Source organism: Rickettsia endosymbiont of Rhinocyllus conicus (genome assembly GCF_964026465.1).
GTDB lineage: Bacteria > Pseudomonadota > Alphaproteobacteria > Rickettsiales > Rickettsiaceae > Rickettsia.
The window spans coordinates 992,679-1,009,095 of sequence record NZ_OZ032155.1 but is presented as its reverse complement, the minus strand read 5'-3'; the positions used below and the strand labels follow the sequence as shown (position 1 = coordinate 1,009,095).

Below are 16,417 nucleotides of genomic sequence, written 5' to 3'. Positions count from 1 at the left end.
CTAAATCTATATTACAAGAAAACCACAAAGTAATTTAACAAAGCAATCTAATTAAAATTTTTTAGATTGCTACCTTGCTTGAATTGTTTGCAATATAGATTTTTAAAGACTAAGTCGCAGGTGCTACATCGCCTCCCATAGTTTCAACATTTTCTTCTTCATAAATAGTAGCTGTAGTATGTTGACGCTCAGAAGCAAGTTATTGATTAGAGCCTGCGTATTCTTTCAAATAACTTTTTATTTCTTCATTGCTGAGTAATTTCACAGCATTAGTCATGTTATATTTATCTATAAACTCTTTCGGCATAGTTTCTTTAAGAGCTTCAGAAGCGTTATCTAATAAATAAGATGATAAAAAATCTAATATTTTATTACCTTTTTTAAATGACAAAAAACTTAATATAGATTTATTAACACTTTCAGTTAATAAACAAGTAACAATAATGCCATAATCATTTAATTTTTTGCACCATTCTTGAGTTTCGTTTATACCAAGATTTGGTTCTTTTATATGTGCTTTGGCAAATTTTACAGTTTGTAAAGCATATAATATTTGATTATATGTTTCGTCCATGGAAAATTTGGTTGGAGCTATTTTATAAGCTGATTTAACTTCTGATCTAACTTTTAATTCTTCTGCCAATTCTTTTATGTCATTAATAACAGGGTTTTGAGTATAGGAATTAAGACTAAGTATACTTGCTGAAAGTTTGCTTTTCATAACACTACCTATTAATAAGTTTTTAACATATTATTAATTACACATTAATTTTTATTAATAAATAAGTATTTTGTTTGGAAGATAAAATTATTATACCAGATGTGATAAATATAACGCATTAACATACTCGTTTATCAATTTTTCATTTATTCGTGGTATATTTCTAAGTGATGACCATTAATAAATATTTCAGCTTCTTTATGATTAGCTTCATGATCAAAATTTATTAATAACTCTTTTCCTGAGTTTTCATAAATTTCACTTGCTAATAACCTTTTATCAGCTCTAACCTTGATTTCAATAGCCTTTTCTTCAATAAATTTTACTCCATTTATACCATATTGATGATGTATTATTCCTTTCTCCATTGCTTTCTCAAAACGAGGCAATAAAGAACCAATTGATTTCTTCACTTTATCATCAATAATACTATAACAATCTTGTCCTTTATAGTTACCAATATAAGTAGCTTCGGTACTTTTAACCTGACCTTTTCCTGGAATATTCCATGAAGTGGTATAATGAGTAATTTTCTGACTTAATATATGAAGCTGTTGTTCTTTTTTATCCTGATAATATTGATGAATTTTCTTAGCATCATATTGTGCAAGTAAACAATCTAAATCATCTATTTTTGTAGCTTCTTCAGAATCACCTATAAAGATTTCTTCTTGTTTTTCTTTACTTAATTGATTTGCATATTTCTTAGCTTTTTCTAGATCACTATTAAGTTGTCAACAGCGGTCGAAAAATGATACAGATTTTTAATATGCAACGGCTGAAAATTGATACAGTATCATAAAAAAATTATCTGATATTTAAGTCATAAGATTTTCCTCCTGTTTATTAATAATTCCTATTGGCACAAGACCAGCTTTCTTTTTATCCTTAAGCCTGAAACTATCACCTTTAATATTAAGTATAGTGGAGTGGTGAAGCAGACGATCTAAAATAGCAGCTGTAAGAGCACTATCCTGAGCAAGACTATTATGCCATTGTCCAAATGGAAGATTACTTGTAAGAATTATGCTACCCTTTTCGTAACGCTTTGCTATAACTTGAAATAACAGATTAGCTTGTTCTGGTTTTAACGGCAGATATCCAAATTCATCTATTATAAGTAATTTATATGATAGTATGACTCTTTTGAATATGGAGTCCAGGTTTCCCTGATTTAGCCCAGTATTAAGTACAAGCATCAAATCTATAATGGTACCCAAAAACTGGACTACTAAAATGCTAGAATGAGATATAATTTTCAGATACAAAAGAGAAATTATATGTCCAAAAAAGCAAAACAATATAGTGCAGCAGAAAAAACAAAGATAGTTTTAGAAACAATAAAAGCTGAAATGACAATAGCTCAAATTAGTAGCAAATATGGAGTTCATCCGACACAAATACAAGCATGGAAGAAAAGAGGTATAGAAAATTTAATTAGTGGTTTTCAAATTAAGCCACAATCTAAGGATCCAGATCATCAGGATTTAATAAAACAATTGTATGAACAAATAGGCCAGTTAACTGTTGAACGTGACTGGTTGAAAAAAAAATCTACATTGTTTGGACTTGGCAATTAGAAAAAATATGGTAGATAAAGAGTGTAGTAATCTAAGTATCGCTAGGCAATGTACTCTACTGTTTATTAACAAATCTAGCTATTATTACAAGCCACAAGGCTTAACCCAAAAAGACTTAAAAATAATGCAAGTGATTGATGAAATATACACACAGCATCCTTACTTTGGAGCAAGAAGAATGTCTGAGCACCTTGTACCATTGGGCATCACAATTGGTCGCAAGGCAGTAAGTCGTTATTATAGAATAATGGCTATTGAAGCTATCTATCCTAAAATGAACTTAAGTAAGCGCAATCAAGCTCATAAAATATATCCATATCTTTTAAAAGGAGTTGAAATTATTAAAGTAAATCAGGTATGGAGTACAGATATCACTTATATTAGAATGGCACAAGGATTTGTATATTTGGTAGCAATTATTGATTGGTTTAGTCGTTATATTGTGAGCTGGAAGGTGTCTATTAGTTTAGAAAGTGACTTTTGTATTGATGCACTTGAAGAAGCAATAATAAAATATGGTCAGCCTGAAATCTTTAATACAGATCAAGGTTCTCAATTTACATCAAAAGATTTTACAGATAAACTAATTAAACGTGAAATCAAAATCAGTATGGATGGTAAAGGCAGAGCCCTAGATAATGTATTTATAGAAAGATTTTGGCGTTCATTAAAACAAGAAAAAATATATTTGATGGTTTTAAATACTGTCAAGGAGGCAAAAAATGCTATAACTGATTACATAAATTTTTATAATAGAAAAAGAATGCACCAGTCATTAGAATATCTCACTCCAGAACAGGTGTATTCTACAAAAATTATTGAGTAAAATTATAATACAATTTATATCTCATAAATCTTAATTTTTAGTCTAGACAAATTGGGCCACCTCATAGCTCACTTTTATCTTCTGCCATTAAAGAAGTATTGGCAGCATTAAGAACTTCGACTTTTTCTTCTTTTTTTAATTCCTCTGCATCATAAATTATAGAATCTGGATCAAGATAGCTTCTTAAGAGCGATAAATTTAACTTCTTACACTTCTCTATTTCATTTTCTGGAACTGTGTTTAATATGTTGCGAGCTATGTCAAATTGTTCTGTGTAAATAGCTACCGAGAGGGCTAATAATTTATCAATATCAGAATTTTTTTTGATTATTGTATTTAAATCTTTTGTAAAACGTGTTTTTTTACTAATTTTTTGATCAATTGAAAGAGAATTATATTTAGCACTATATTTATAAAGATCAAACATTTGAGTATGCTGAGGTTGTAAATCAGAGCGGTTAATATTCTCTAATTGGGAAGTAGTAATATTTGTTAGATTTTTGCCTAATTTTAGTAGATCTTTAAGACCAGATTCCGGCATTTGATTTAATAATGCTTCTATACTATCATCAGCATCATAATAACTATAAATACCCCATAAATTATAATTAATAGTTTGTATAATATATTTATCTGTAGCTGGTAATTTGTCTAAAGCATTCTTATAGCACTCTACAGCATATTCTCTCTGTCCATTTCTATGATTAAGATAACCTAATTTATAGTAACACCAACCTATATCTTGGTTTTTTGGTTTATCATCTATAGTCATATTATAAAGTGCTGCTGTAAGCAATTCTTCAGCTTCATTTGAATGTTTATTATTAATTAGTATATCTGTAGATTCTGCTGTAATATTAAAATAATGCTTTAAGTGAGAGGTTAGATCTATGATAGTTTTAATTTGATGTTCAACAGACATAAACTTGTTTACTAATTCAAACAAAATAGTCGTATATTTTTTATGATTAACATATTCTTGTTGAGAGAATATCGAATCTAAATTTGTTCTTGCATTTGAAAATATATCGGTAAATAATTTTTCTGCTACTTCATAGTGATTATTCTCTATGGTACACTCTAACGCCATTTTCATTATTTCAAGCTGTGAGAAAATACTTTCTATAGAATTATCCGCTTCAGTTTTTGCACTTTTAGAAAATTTTTCAGCATAGGCAACATTATTTACTAAAAAGGTAACGTCTCCATTAGATTTTTGCTCAGGATGATATTTTCTTAACACTTCCTTTAGTGCTTTATGTTCTTGAATATTTTTATATTCATAATTATTAAATAAAATTTTTAACACAAAAAATTTCATATTCTTATTTGTATTAATAGGAATTTTTTTTACTGCTGAACTGTTACCACTTAAAAAATTCAAAATATTTATTATTATCTCTGCTCCAGCTTCTATAGAACCTTTCATATTTGAAAGTTTTGACCATGCATTATCTTGTAAAATTATAGGAAGAGCCGGTACAAATTTTAGTACCTTATCTTTATCCAGGGCTGTAAAATTAAATTTTAATTCAGTAGGAGATTTAGACTTTTTCATAATAAATACTTAATACAAATTAGGTATAAATTATAAAATAAATTTAATAAATTGTAAAGCAAATATTAATTTTTTAAATAGGAATTAATTAGATAACAGAAAAACTAGGGTGGTAATTTTTTAGTGTTATGTTGTAGCGATGATATTACGTGGATCGTTTGTTATTCCGGCTTAAGGCTTGCTTGTGTGGATCGGAAAACGCCTTGGATGTCATTCCCGCGGAGGCGGGAATTCAGGGTAAAGCGAGATACCTAAGCTTTTAGTTTTAAAAACTTGTTTTATTTATGTTTTTTTATTACTGGATTCCCGCCTACGCGGGAATGACATGACCCCGTGAACAAGCCACGGGAGGCATTGTTGCGTGGATCGAAAAACGCCCTTGGTGTCATCCCGTGGCTTGTCCACGGGATCCAGAAAATAATAAAAAATACTAATAATATTAGCATTTTTTACTGGATTGCTTCGTCGTCTATGACTAGCATTGTTGCGTGGATGCCAAGTCGTCATTGCGAGCGGTCGAAGACCGCGTGGCAATCTCAGGAAATAATGATGAGATTGCTTCGTCAAAACTTAAAGTTTTTCCTCGCAATGACAGGAAAACGATTTACGCAGACATTGACACTGAGGCGTTAGAAGTCCATGCCTCCCATTCCGCCCATGCCACCCATACCGCCACGCATTGGCATTGGGTTTTCTTTGTCTTCAGGTTCATCAACAATTAAAGTTTCCGTAGTGATAATTAACGAAGCAACAGAAGCTGCATCTTGCAGAGCAGTACGCACTACTTTAGCCGGATCAATAATTCCTGCTTTAATCATATCAACATATTGCATATCTTGAGCGTTAAAGCCGAAATTCTTATCTTTATGCTCTAATAATTTACCAACTACTACACCGCCATTCTCGCCAGCATTTTCAACGATTTGCTTTATTGGATCTTTTAAAGCTTCGATTACTAATTCAATACCTGCTTGTTGGTCTTTATTGTCTACTTTCAGATTTTTTAAAGCTTGTAAAGCATGTAGTAATGTCACACCGCCACCAGCAACAACACCTTCTTCAACAGCAGCACGTGTTGCAGCAAGTGCATCCTCAACGCGATCTTTACGCTCTTTTACTTCAACTTCAGTAGCACCGCCGACTTTAAGTACAGCAACACCGCCAGAAAGTTTAGCTAAACGCTCTTGTAATTTTTCTTTATCATAGTCAGAAGTAGTTTCAGCGATATGTGATTTAATTTGTAATACTCTCTCTTCGATATTTTTCTTATCGCCGCTACCGTCAACAATTACAGTATTTTCTTTAGAGATTGTAACTCTTTTTGCATGACCTAAACTTTTAAGGCTAACATTTTCAAGCTTCATGCCTAAATCTTCGGTTATAAGCTCACCATTAGTTAGAATGGCAATATCTTCCATCATGGCTTTTCTTCTATCACCAAAGCCTGGAGCTTTTACAGCTGCAACTTTTAAACCACCACGTAATCTATTTACTACTAAGGTTGCAAGAGCTTCTCCTTCAACATCTTCAGCAATGATTAATAAAGGACGTTGTGACTGTACCACCGCCTCAAGGATAGGTAGCATTGGTTGTAAGTTTGATAGTTTTTTCTCAAATAATAAGATGTAAGGATTTTCAAGTTCAGCAACCATTTTTTCAGAATTTGTTACAAAATATGGTGATAAATAACCTCTATCAAACATCATTCCTTTAACTACTTCAACATCAAAGCTGAAATTCTTTGCTTCTTCAACAGTTATTACGCCTTCTTTGCCAACTTCTTCCATCGCTTTAGCAATTTTCTCACCGATTTCTTTATCACCATTTGAGGATATAGTACCAACTTGAGCGATCTCTTCTTGGCTATCGATTTTTTTACTAGCTTTTTTAACTTCTTCTAATACTGTATTTACCGCTAAATCCATACCACGTTTTAAATCCATTGGATTATAACCAGCAGCAACAAGCTTGTTACCCTCACGTGCTAAAGCTCTAGCAAGAACAGTTGCGGTAGTTGTTCCATCACCTGCAACTTCAGCAGCTTTAGTAGCGGCTGACTTTAACAGCTGAGCCCCAGCATTTCTAATTTTGTCTTTTAATTCAATAGATTTTGCAACAGTAACACCATCTTTAGTAATTTTTGGTGCTCCAAATGATTGCTCGATAAGTACGTTTCTGCCTTTTGGACCTAAAGTAACTTTTACTGCATCAGCTAAAATATCGATTCCCTCTAGCATTTGCTCACGTGCTTTTGAGCCGTGCTTAATAAGTTTTGTTGCCATATTTAAATTCTCCTTAAAACAAATAATTAATTAATAATACCAAATACATCGCTTTCTTTCATTACGATGAGATCTTCACCCTTGACTTTAATTTCAGTACCAGCCCATTTACCATATAGAACTTTATCACCTACTTTTAACTCTAAAGGATGCACTTCGCCTTTTTCATTACGAACGCCTTTGCCAACTGCTACGACTTCACCTTGCATTGGTTTTTCTTTAGCAGTATCCGGAATAATAATTCCACCTTTAGTTTTTTCTTCATGTTCGATAGGCTTTATTGCAATTCTATCGTATAATGGTTTAAAAGACATTTTAACCTCCAAATTATATAAATATTTTAAATGTACATACTATATATATTTTATTTTCATTAGTTCAAGAGGTAAAAATAAAAATTTTTTAGTTACTGATTTAAGGCTAAAATTTATTTGCTTAATTACTTAAGATTTAATATTGCAAGTAATTTTTAATTAATTATAATACACTTCTCAACCTTTAGTCTTTAATTGGTTGAATTAAGCAAAAGCTTATAATCTTTATAATAAGATAAATAATAATTTTATTTTGAAATCGGGCGAGGAAATGACCTCAAACCTTGATTTCTACAACTTTTCTTTATAATAGCAATTATAAAAATTGATTTGCTACTGCTAATAAATTAAGGAGGTAGTGTTGTTTCAAAAAGTTATTAAACATTTAAGTCATAATTTATCTAAACATGATATTACCGCTAAAATAACAGGTAGAATTAAACATCCCGTATCAATTTTATATAAATTGTATCGTAAGGGGATAAAAATAGAACAATTAACTGATATCTTCGCAATTAGGATAGTGGTATTAGATGAAGAAAAATGCTATAAAACTTTAAAAATAGTACATAATTTATATGAGTATGAAAAAGATAAGCTAAAAAATTATATTGATAATCCTAAACCAAATGGTTACCAATCTTTACATACTGTTATTATAACTGAAGATCAATATAGAATAGAAATACAGATACGCGATGAAAATATGCATTATCATGCCGAAAGCGGTGGAGCAGCACATTGGAGGTATAAAAGCGATTTAATTAACGCATTAAAATTTTAACTCGTTATTTAAATTCATTTTGAGAATCTAAAATAGAGTTTTTAAAATTTGTTGTATTAAGTAAGTCATTTTGTTCACCTTTTGAAGGGAAATTTTGTTCTATAAAATTAACACACATTTAATAATTGCTGCTCTATTGTTCTTATCTCAAGATATGCAGCTATAAGTAAAAAGCTTTCTATAGTTTCTTTGACTGTTTTTAAAGCTTTGTCAGGAGACTTAGCATTTATGGTTTGTAAATTATGTAGACGATCAAATACTTTGATAAGTGCTATATCATATTTTTTTTCTTGAATTAATAAATTTAACATTTCACCGGAGCTTATTTTTCCATGCGGTTTAATTCTTGTTAAGTGTTCTACATTATCTGCAATATCTTTATCAAAAATTTTGCTAATATCCTCATGTGTTAAATGAGTATCTTCTATTGTGTCATGAAGCAGAGCAACGATTATCATATAAGATTTATAAAGCTTTGGTGTTTCATGAGCTGCAAATTCAGCTAACATTATTGCTACTTCTATTGGATGGGTATAATAAGGCTCGCCTGATTGACGCATTTGTCCCTCGTGATACTTATGAGCATAGTAAAGTCCTTTTTCGATTTCTTTAATATCTATAGGATTTTTTGCTGTGATGTTTAATTCTTGAATTTTATCAATTAGTTTCTTGCCATAATCGCAAGCTTCAAATTTATTCTGCCAAATGTCAATATCTTCCATAACTCTAATAACTTATTATAATTTTAATCTTTAATGTATACCTACTTAAATTACTATATTTTTTTAGGAAAATTAATAGTATTTTAAAAAGATATTATCTTTTGTATCAAAAAATTTTATTTTTGGGTAAAGATAGCGATATAATTTACATTTAGGCATGATTTTATTTAAATAATAACTTATCATTAAATCTTATACTGCTATTTCTTTTCTAGATTTTCTACTAAAGATATTTTTACCGGTAGGTGTGATTTTTTTACATTGCAAAATAACAATTTAATTAATTTTTATTAACGTAATAAATAGTATATATGCATTCAATATTTACTGCTAATTTCAATAAAATATAAACCTAATTAATAAATCTTAATTTTCTATAATATAATTTCTTATAATTTTTTCAATTATTTAGTTTATAATTTCTTGTTTAGCATCAAAAACTCTAGTAATCATATAATTATAAAGATAGTTTTGTTATTCAATCTATCTTTAATTTCAAATTAATAAATTATATGGAGGTTATTATGCCATTACATTATATGATTACGGCAAAATGGGGAAAAGACCAAGCTGAGTGGTTTATTCCTTTAGATATTACAATTAGAAATAATACAGATAAGGATGTAAATTCTCCTACAATAAGTTTTGATGTTAGTAAAATAGCAAATATAAGTGGTGAAGTTAGAGCGTATACGGGTTTTGCTCAACAAACATTTACCGGACCTGTAATTAAAGGAAGTTTGTCAGAGCATATGGCACTATTAAAAGCTAAAAGTTCTACAACTTTAACTTTTGGTGTTAATTTTTCTAGTACTTCTATTTATCCTACATTACCTACTGATTTTACCTTTAATGGTGAGCCTATTGTAATACCTGATGATCATACTCCTCCAACTAAAGTAGAAGATATATTAACCCACCAATTAAATACCTGACATAATAGTTGCAAATACTAAAATATAATGTTAGAATGAAATAATGCTAAAAAAAGAAGATTTTAGGACATTATCAACGAGTGCACAAGCAGCTTTAAGAAAAGTTGCATTAAGAGCAATTGATAAAGGAGAAAAACAATCAGATGTATCAAATCTTATAGGAGTAACACGTCAGACTATTAGTAACTGGGTTAACAAAAGAAGAAGAGGTGATAAATATGCAATAACTGGCAAGTCTAGAGGAAGAAAGACAGGAGAGAAAAGAATAATAAATGAAATGCTGGGTAAAAAAATACAAGATTATATAAATCACTCTAGACCAGAAGATCACAATATCAAATCTGCACTATGGTCAAGAAAAGCTATTAATGCCCTGATTAAAAAATGCTGTGGTTTCTTTTTGCCATTAAGTACGATTGGAGAATATTTAAGAAGATGGGGATATACTGCACAAAAACCAAAGAAATTAGCTTATGAGCAACAGCCAAAACAAGTTCAAGTATGGCTAGATGAAGAATATCCCGCAATAGTAAAACAAGCACAAATGGAACAAGCTGAAATACACTGGTGTGATGAAGTGGGTATAAAATCAGAATGTCAGGTGTTACAGAGCTATTCTTTAAAAGGCAAAACACCCGTAGTTATTCATAAATCAAAACGATTTACTATAAATATGATATCAACTGTTACGAACAATGGTAAACTAAGGTTCATGTTATATGAAGATACACTAAAAACAGATATATTTATAGAATTTCTAAGAAGATTAGTGAAATCTGCAAGAAGGAAGATCTTTTTAATATTAGACAATTTAAAAGTACATCATAGTAAAAAAGTATACAGCTGGACAAATAAGCATAAAGATAAAATTTCTTTGTTTTTTTTGCCTCCTTATACTCCACAACATAATCCAGATGAATACTTAAATAATGACTTAAAAAGAAATGTAAATAGAAAACATATACCTCTTACAAAAGATGAGTTAAAATACAATCTTAAATCTTATTTACGTTGCTTACAGAACAATCCTAAACATATACAAAAATTGTTCCAAGCCGATGATGTTAAATATGCCTCTTAAGTCAGGTATTTAATTGGTGGGTTAATAGTGAATATCAAGAGCAAATTAATAGACTTAAGGAGCAGAATGATGAACTAGCGAAGGCTTTGGGTAGGACTACAATTGAGAGGGATTGGGCAGTGGGAAAGCTAAGAAGCTTGGATTTATTAAATAGAAAGAGTCTTGTGCAGTCCAAGCTAGAACAATTACCAAAGACAAGACAATGTGAATTATTAGGGGTTAACCGTTCTTCAACATATTATAAAGTACAAGAGGTTAGTAGCTATAAATTAAATATATTAAATAGAATAGATGAGATATATACAGATAATCCCGAATTTGGATATAGTTATATATATCAGCAATTATTAGAAGATGGATTTAAGATAGGTCGAGACCGAGTACTAAAATATATGAGATTAATTGGCATTGAAGCGATATACCCTCATAAAAAGAAACTGACTACTATCAAAGATAGTGAGCATAAAATATATAGCTATCTACTTGATAAATACTGGATCAAAACAGATAAGCCTAAGAAAGTAGTGGTGCCTACTGTCAATGAGGTTTGGAGCGGGGATATTACATATATTCGAACTAAAGGCGGCTTTATGTATCTAGCAGCTATTATAGATTGGCATAGCAAAGCCATATTAAGCTATAAACTGTCGAATAGTATGGATGGTCTATTAGTTACTGATGTATTGAAGGAAGCATTAAGTAAGTATCAAGCTCCACAGATCTTTAACAGTGATCAGGGTAGTCAATATACCAGCAATGATCATATACGTATTCTCAAAAATCATAATATTCAGATATCAATGAATGGTAAGGGCAGAAGTATTGATAATATTGTTATTGAGCGTTTCTTTAGGACACTGAAATATAATTGTATATTTATTAATGAATATCAGAATATAGGAGAGAATATAGGAGAGCTTAAGAAGGGCATCAATGATTATATCAGTAAATATAATTATTAGAGATTTCATTCAAGTATTGGGTATAAAAAACCCATGAATGTCTATCTCGATAGTATACAACATCATACACAAATGGCAGCTTAATTTTAAACATAATTACCAAGCAAATTGCTCGAAATTTTGTCTTGATTTTTCAGTCCATTATAAATTAAGTGTTTTGCCTGTACCACCATTACATTGTAATAAATTTAAATTATTAATAGTTCCGGTAATAGTACCACCTACAGCATTTAATGTACCTTTTATCCCACCGGTACTATTTATACTACCGGTAATTTTCATACCGTCAGCTAAAGTAAATGTCCCAGCTTGGTTTTTAAAATCTATATTACCTACTATACCTGCATTAACCGTAAAATTACCTCCTTGCGTATAATTTAGTGGACCAGTAACTAAACCTGTTGCAGTAACATTTGCTCCTGCGTTTGCTAAATTAATAGCATTTGCTTTAACAATCCCACCAAAATTTATGTTACCACTGCCGTTAATACTTACCAAACTTAAAGAGTTAGTCCCTCCGATATCTTTAGTAATAGTTACGCCATTTCCTAAATTTAATGTGCCGTTTGTGCTACCTGTACTGTCTATAGTAGTATTAATAGTTAAGTTATCATTAATCTGTAAAGTAGAATTTTTACCGGCAAAATCCATGGTGGTAAATGTTTGGTTACCAACACCGGTAATAGTAGCCGTTGCATTATCAGCGATAAATTTAAGAGGACCAAAATTAGGATTAAGACCTATCGTTGCATTAAGTGGACCTATTTGTGTATTCTGGCTCACTTCTACACCACCAAAAATAAGACCGCTAACTAGTGTATTTATTCCGCCAATTTGAGCATTCGCTTTATCTGCTGATATTTTAGGGGTTAATCCTGGTAAATTTGCTACTATTTGAATAGTAGCTCCATTAGTAAATAATCCTCCTATTAGACCTGCAACGCTACTTAAACTTACGTTATTTCCAGTAGTTAAAATTGATGTAGCTTCTACATTAAAGCTTGAAATCAGAGATCCATATAATGATGCTGTTGCTAAAAATCCTTTTAATATTTTAAACTTATTCTTCATATCTCAAATCTTACCCAATTAATTTTTTAATAAAACTCTTCATAGAATGTAATTAATACTAAAATGTAAAAATTTATTAAGAATTCTATATCTTAATTACTTAAATTTATTAACTTTTATTTACAAATATTAAATATTATTAATGAAATGAGGTTTTTTTACAACACAGATTTTAAGGTAATTTAAGATTTAAAATATCAGATAAGACAGTAATTTTTATTTGTAGTAAATTCAGATGGATCTAAGGATAGATTTAAGGGTAGAGAATATAATAATAAGGTTAGAAGTATGTAATAATATCTTGGGTTTGTAAGGATTGACTATTTTTTAAAAAAGATGCTTTAAATTATAATTTTTTAAGAAATTATCTATGATCATTTTATCCTTTTCATCTATTTTTGAAGTTTCAAATGTTATTTGATTATTAGGTAGTTTATTTAATTGTATTAGTAGGTTAACTAATTTATTTAATATTTCTGCAATATTTTTGGTATCAGCTAGATTATTTTCACTTTTATTTAAAGTAAGGGACTCTAGCTCATCTTCAAGCAAAAGAATAAGCTTAGTAGTGAAATTATATAAATTATTTAAAGTATCTGTAGTATCTTTGATCATAAACTATCCCCATCTTTTATTTTAGGAAGCCCAACAAATGCTCTTTTTTCGTTTAGAGTCATGAAATTAGCATTAGCAATTTTAGCCCAAAGATTTTCACGTTTTTCGGTTAAGGCGGATATACTATCAGAATCAAAATCAATGGTAATTTCTTCATTAAACAGATAAGAAAACCAATTACTTATATTATCAGCAATTTTATCAAGTAACGGAATTAAGGTTTCTTCCCATAAAGCAAGACGTGCTTCTTGCATATTGCTATAGGTATTATCGCCGTTAATACCAAGTAATTGAGGCGGCACTCCAAATGCTAGGGCTATCTCTCTTGCGGCAGCATTCTTAGACTGAATAAAATCCATATCTTTTGGGTTGATACTCATTTCCTGCCAACCAAGCCCACCCTCAAGCAATAAAGGCTTACCGGCATTATTGTTACCGGTAAATTTTTCTGATAATTGTGCTTGTAATCTTTCAAATTGTTCATCGCTAAGGTAGCCATTACTATCTTTAACTATTAACGCTCCAGATGGTCTAGCACCATTTTGTAATAATGAATGATTCCAGTAAGAAGATTGTTGATGTAAATCAATAGGAAGTGAAGCGGCCTCTAAAGATGATAAGCCGTAATGGTAATTGGTAGGGTGATAATTTTTTAAATGCAAAACCCTGCTTATTTTAGAAATAGGATCTATTCTATATAATTTATTACCGCTTGCACTTTGATATTTATATGCAACCAAAATATTTTTGTCTAATACTGCTTCAGTTGCACTAGCCGGTAGTAAATAAATCTCTTTAGGTCTAAAGTCTGATGTCGATAAAATATAACTATTACCAAACAATAACATACTAGATATTAATTCACTGAAAAAATCAGCTCCAGCTTTTTCAGGATTTGGTCTTTTGAGTAAATTATTTAAGGGATGATTTGTGATTACTTCACCACTTTTACTTTTTAGTACTTTCCAAGGAACATGTCCAGCTGATTGAGCAATTAGGTTGACACATCTATAGACTATAACATTTTCACGATATAGCTAACGCGACTAGCATTATTCCTTAGAATCATATAAGATAAAGCTTTTAATTATGGTAGAGATGAAAGCATACAGTCAGGATTTAAGAGATAGGGTAATCAGTCTGCACAATACTTCTAAATATAGAATAAAAGCAATATCAGACTTATTGGGTATAGAGCGTCATACGATATCAAATTGGATTAGACGTTATAAAGAAAATGGAGACTACAGCTCAAGACAACATATGCAAAGTGGACGTGATGCTAGGTTTACTAATAAGGAGCATATAATTGAATTTTTAGCAAAGAATCCTGATAGCCGAGCTATAGATATAAGAGATGCAGTAGCACCCGAGCTACCAATGAGCACATTTTATGACACGCTTCATAGAATGAAGATTACATATAAAAAAAAGAGCCAAAATACAAAGGCAGGAATGAAGAAGCCAGAAAACAATTTGTAGAATATATTGATAAAATAGCATCTGACAAACTTGTGTATTGTGATGAAATGGGGGTAAGTAATAATATAACCATGTTGTACGGATGGTCAGAGAGAGGAGCCAGATCTTACGCAGAGCAAGGAGGTTTTGCTACTGAGAGAGTAAATATAGTTGCTGGTTATAATGAGGGCACCAAAGAATTAATTGCTCCATTAGAGCATTCCGGTTATATTGATAAGCAATTATTTAATCAGTGGGTAGGTGAGCTATTATGCCCATCACTCAAACCTGGACAATTTGTAATAATGGATAATGCGAGTATTCATAAGTCACTGTTGGTAAAGGAATTAATAGAAAAAGCGGGTTGTACTCTTATTTATCTACCGGTCTATTCTCCAGATTTAAATTCTATCGAACACTGTTGGGCTAATTTTAAAAATTACCTGAGAAAAATTATTAAAAACTTTAAAGATTTTCGTGATGCAATAACAGCAGCAATGGTACAAACCTTCCCGTGTTAGCTATAAGCATTGATCCCCACTCTAACTTTCTTTATATTACCATAAGCAAGGTCATTTAGCTCAATAAAATGCTGGGATTTAGTAACATTACTACCCCAAAACTTTTTCCAATAATTTTTTACCATATATTCCCTATATCGGTTATTTGCAGAGAGTATATAATAGTTTGCTTAAGCAACTAATAGGGGATTAATAAAAAGGATGACTTGACATAAATTGTATTACAAATTATATTATATTAATGTAACTATAATTGTAATACTTAAAGCATATCATATGTCCGCACTTACTGTAAGATTACCCGATGACTTAGCAGAAGAAGTAACTAAGAGGGCTAGAAAACTTCATATTTCACGTAGTCAGTATATTAGAAAATCTATTGAAAACATGAATAAAAGCTTATATGAGCAAGAACGGCAAGAGAAGTTATTTGCAGCTAGTATGCGTACTCGCACAGAAAGTATAAAAATAAATTCTGAATTTTCTAATATTGAACATGACCCTGAAAATTAATCTCGGAGAAATTTGGCTTGCCGATTTGAATCCTAAAGTTGGTAGTGAGCCTGGCAAAACGAGACCTGTACTAATTATTCAAGATCAAGTATTATTAGATGCGAGTCATCCGTCTACTTTAATCATCCCCTTGACAACTAATTTGATAGATGATGCTTTTCCTTTACGAATCCGTATTAAAGCTCATAATAAATTAGAAAAAGATTCGGACCTGTTAATAGACCAAATACGTAGCATAGATAATAAACGTTTAATTTTAGGACCTCTAACTAGTTGTAATCCTACCACTATGCAAATAATTTATAAAGCAGTATTAGAAGTTATAGGAGTTAAAATATAAGAGTCTGTGGGGGAAAGCGCTTATTTGACTTCCAAATTTTAAAGTATTTGTGATACACAGTGCCACGATATTTTTGAGAGAATCTAAAAGAGTATATATTATTACATTTTGAGGTTGTTTTTGAGGTAATT

The 16,417-nt window shown here is 30.6% G+C and carries 17 protein-coding genes and 4 pseudogenes; 10 read left to right on the top strand and 11 right to left on the bottom strand.

The features are described 5' to 3' along the window. Nucleotides 1-199: 199 nt before the first annotated feature. From AAGD54_RS05385 to AAGD54_RS05375, 3 genes and pseudogenes are all read right to left on the bottom strand, one after another. The gene (locus tag AAGD54_RS05385; protein ID WP_341794313.1) at nucleotides 200-721 is read right to left on the bottom strand and encodes a hypothetical protein; all 522 of its coding nucleotides are present in this window, start codon (nucleotides 719-721) and stop codon (nucleotides 200-202) included. Between the two features lie 146 nt (nucleotides 722-867). Then, a complete protein-coding gene (locus tag AAGD54_RS05380) occupies nucleotides 868-1,134 on the bottom strand; it encodes a hypothetical protein (RefSeq protein ID WP_341794312.1) in 267 nt (88 codons plus the stop codon). A gap of 405 nt (nucleotides 1,135-1,539) precedes the next feature. Further along, nucleotides 1,540-1,926: pseudogene (locus AAGD54_RS05375) on the bottom strand (ATP-binding protein); the annotation flags it as partial. Nucleotides 1,927-2,001: 75 nt separating this feature from the next. On the opposite strand from AAGD54_RS05375, the gene AAGD54_RS05370 reads away from it, so the two are divergent. Together AAGD54_RS05370 and AAGD54_RS05365 are read left to right on the top strand one after the other, a co-directional pair. Beyond that, nucleotides 2,002-2,301 (top strand): transposase, encoded by a 300-nt coding sequence (locus AAGD54_RS05370; protein ID WP_341794311.1) that lies wholly within the window; start codon nucleotides 2,002-2,004, stop codon nucleotides 2,299-2,301. 7 nt (nucleotides 2,302-2,308) lie between these two features. Beyond that, nucleotides 2,309-3,127, top strand: coding sequence for an IS3 family transposase (locus AAGD54_RS05365; RefSeq protein WP_341794310.1), 819 nt, complete (start codon nucleotides 2,309-2,311; stop codon nucleotides 3,125-3,127). 61 nt (nucleotides 3,128-3,188) lie between these two features. On the opposite strand, the gene AAGD54_RS05360 is transcribed toward AAGD54_RS05365, so the two are convergent. From AAGD54_RS05360 to AAGD54_RS05345, 3 genes are all read right to left on the bottom strand, one after another. Further along, nucleotides 3,189-4,685, bottom strand: coding sequence for a hypothetical protein (locus tag AAGD54_RS05360; RefSeq protein WP_341794309.1), 1,497 nt, complete (start codon nucleotides 4,683-4,685; stop codon nucleotides 3,189-3,191). A gap of 629 nt (nucleotides 4,686-5,314) precedes the next feature. Further along, complete coding sequence (gene groL, locus AAGD54_RS05350; protein ID WP_341794308.1) at nucleotides 5,315-6,967, bottom strand: chaperonin GroEL; 1,653 nt, start codon at nucleotides 6,965-6,967, stop codon at nucleotides 5,315-5,317. 26 nt (nucleotides 6,968-6,993) lie between these two features. Next, nucleotides 6,994-7,281 carry a co-chaperone GroES gene (locus AAGD54_RS05345; RefSeq protein WP_011477260.1) on the bottom strand — a complete coding sequence of 96 codons (288 nt, stop codon included), beginning with the start codon at nucleotides 7,279-7,281 and terminating at the stop codon, nucleotides 6,994-6,996. Between the two features lie 361 nt (nucleotides 7,282-7,642). Between AAGD54_RS05345 and AAGD54_RS05340 the strand changes: the two genes are divergently transcribed. Continuing rightward, a complete protein-coding gene (locus tag AAGD54_RS05340) occupies nucleotides 7,643-8,065 on the top strand; it encodes a bifunctional (p)ppGpp synthetase/guanosine-3',5'-bis(diphosphate) 3'-pyrophosphohydrolase (protein ID WP_341794307.1) in 423 nt (140 codons plus the stop codon). Nucleotides 8,066-8,069: 4 nt separating this feature from the next. Here the strand turns inward: AAGD54_RS05340 and AAGD54_RS05335 are convergent. Beyond that, nucleotides 8,070-8,787 (bottom strand): annotated as a pseudogene (locus AAGD54_RS05335) (HD domain-containing protein). A gap of 524 nt (nucleotides 8,788-9,311) precedes the next feature. Here AAGD54_RS05335 and AAGD54_RS05330 point away from each other — a divergent pair. The 3 genes and pseudogenes from AAGD54_RS05330 to AAGD54_RS05320 all read left to right on the top strand — a co-directional run. Next, entirely contained in the window at nucleotides 9,312-9,722 is a 411-nt protein-coding gene (locus tag AAGD54_RS05330) for a hypothetical protein (RefSeq protein WP_341794306.1), read from the top strand. Between the two features lie 43 nt (nucleotides 9,723-9,765). Beyond that, nucleotides 9,766-10,803 (top strand): IS630 family transposase, encoded by a 1,038-nt coding sequence (locus AAGD54_RS05325; RefSeq protein ID WP_341794233.1) that lies wholly within the window; start codon nucleotides 9,766-9,768, stop codon nucleotides 10,801-10,803. Nucleotides 10,804-10,835: 32 nt separating this feature from the next. Beyond that, nucleotides 10,836-11,849 (top strand): annotated as a pseudogene (locus AAGD54_RS05320) (IS3 family transposase); the annotation flags it as partial. Nucleotides 11,850-11,906: 57 nt separating this feature from the next. Here AAGD54_RS05320 and AAGD54_RS05315 read toward each other — a convergent pair. The 3 genes from AAGD54_RS05315 to AAGD54_RS05305 all read right to left on the bottom strand — a co-directional run bounded on the left by AAGD54_RS05315 (nucleotide 11,907) and on the right by AAGD54_RS05305 (nucleotide 14,470). Beyond that, complete coding sequence (locus AAGD54_RS05315; RefSeq protein ID WP_341794305.1) at nucleotides 11,907-12,836, bottom strand: hypothetical protein; 930 nt, start codon at nucleotides 12,834-12,836, stop codon at nucleotides 11,907-11,909. 327 nt (nucleotides 12,837-13,163) lie between these two features. Further along, on the bottom strand, nucleotides 13,164-13,451 hold the full coding sequence (locus AAGD54_RS05310) for a hypothetical protein (protein WP_341788119.1): 288 nt from the start codon (nucleotides 13,449-13,451) through the stop codon (nucleotides 13,164-13,166). Next, a complete protein-coding gene (locus AAGD54_RS05305) occupies nucleotides 13,448-14,470 on the bottom strand; it encodes a phage portal protein (RefSeq protein WP_410526059.1) in 1,023 nt (340 codons plus the stop codon). The genes AAGD54_RS05310 and AAGD54_RS05305 overlap by 4 nt, the downstream gene beginning before the upstream one ends. A 70-nt stretch (nucleotides 14,471-14,540) precedes the next feature. Between AAGD54_RS05305 and AAGD54_RS05300 the strand changes: the two genes are divergently transcribed. Further along, on the top strand, nucleotides 14,541-14,933 hold the full coding sequence (locus AAGD54_RS05300; RefSeq protein WP_341794304.1) for an IS630 transposase-related protein: 393 nt from the start codon (nucleotides 14,541-14,543) through the stop codon (nucleotides 14,931-14,933). Between the two features lie 5 nt (nucleotides 14,934-14,938). Then, a complete protein-coding gene (locus AAGD54_RS05295; protein ID WP_341795144.1) occupies nucleotides 14,939-15,433 on the top strand; it encodes an IS630 family transposase in 495 nt (164 codons plus the stop codon). Between the two features lie 2 nt (nucleotides 15,434-15,435). Here AAGD54_RS05295 and AAGD54_RS05290 read toward each other — a convergent pair. Further along, nucleotides 15,436-15,558, bottom strand: a pseudogene (locus AAGD54_RS05290) (phage portal protein); the annotation flags it as partial. Nucleotides 15,559-15,709: 151 nt separating this feature from the next. On the opposite strand from AAGD54_RS05290, the gene AAGD54_RS05285 reads away from it, so the two are divergent. Both AAGD54_RS05285 and AAGD54_RS05280 read left to right on the top strand, forming a co-directional pair. Beyond that, complete coding sequence (locus tag AAGD54_RS05285; protein ID WP_341788118.1) at nucleotides 15,710-15,946, top strand: ribbon-helix-helix protein, CopG family; 237 nt, start codon at nucleotides 15,710-15,712, stop codon at nucleotides 15,944-15,946. Continuing rightward, a complete protein-coding gene (locus AAGD54_RS05280) occupies nucleotides 15,930-16,286 on the top strand; it encodes a type II toxin-antitoxin system PemK/MazF family toxin (protein WP_341788117.1) in 357 nt (118 codons plus the stop codon). Before AAGD54_RS05285 ends, AAGD54_RS05280 begins: the two co-directional genes overlap by 17 nt. Nucleotides 16,287-16,417: the final 131 nt, after the last annotated feature.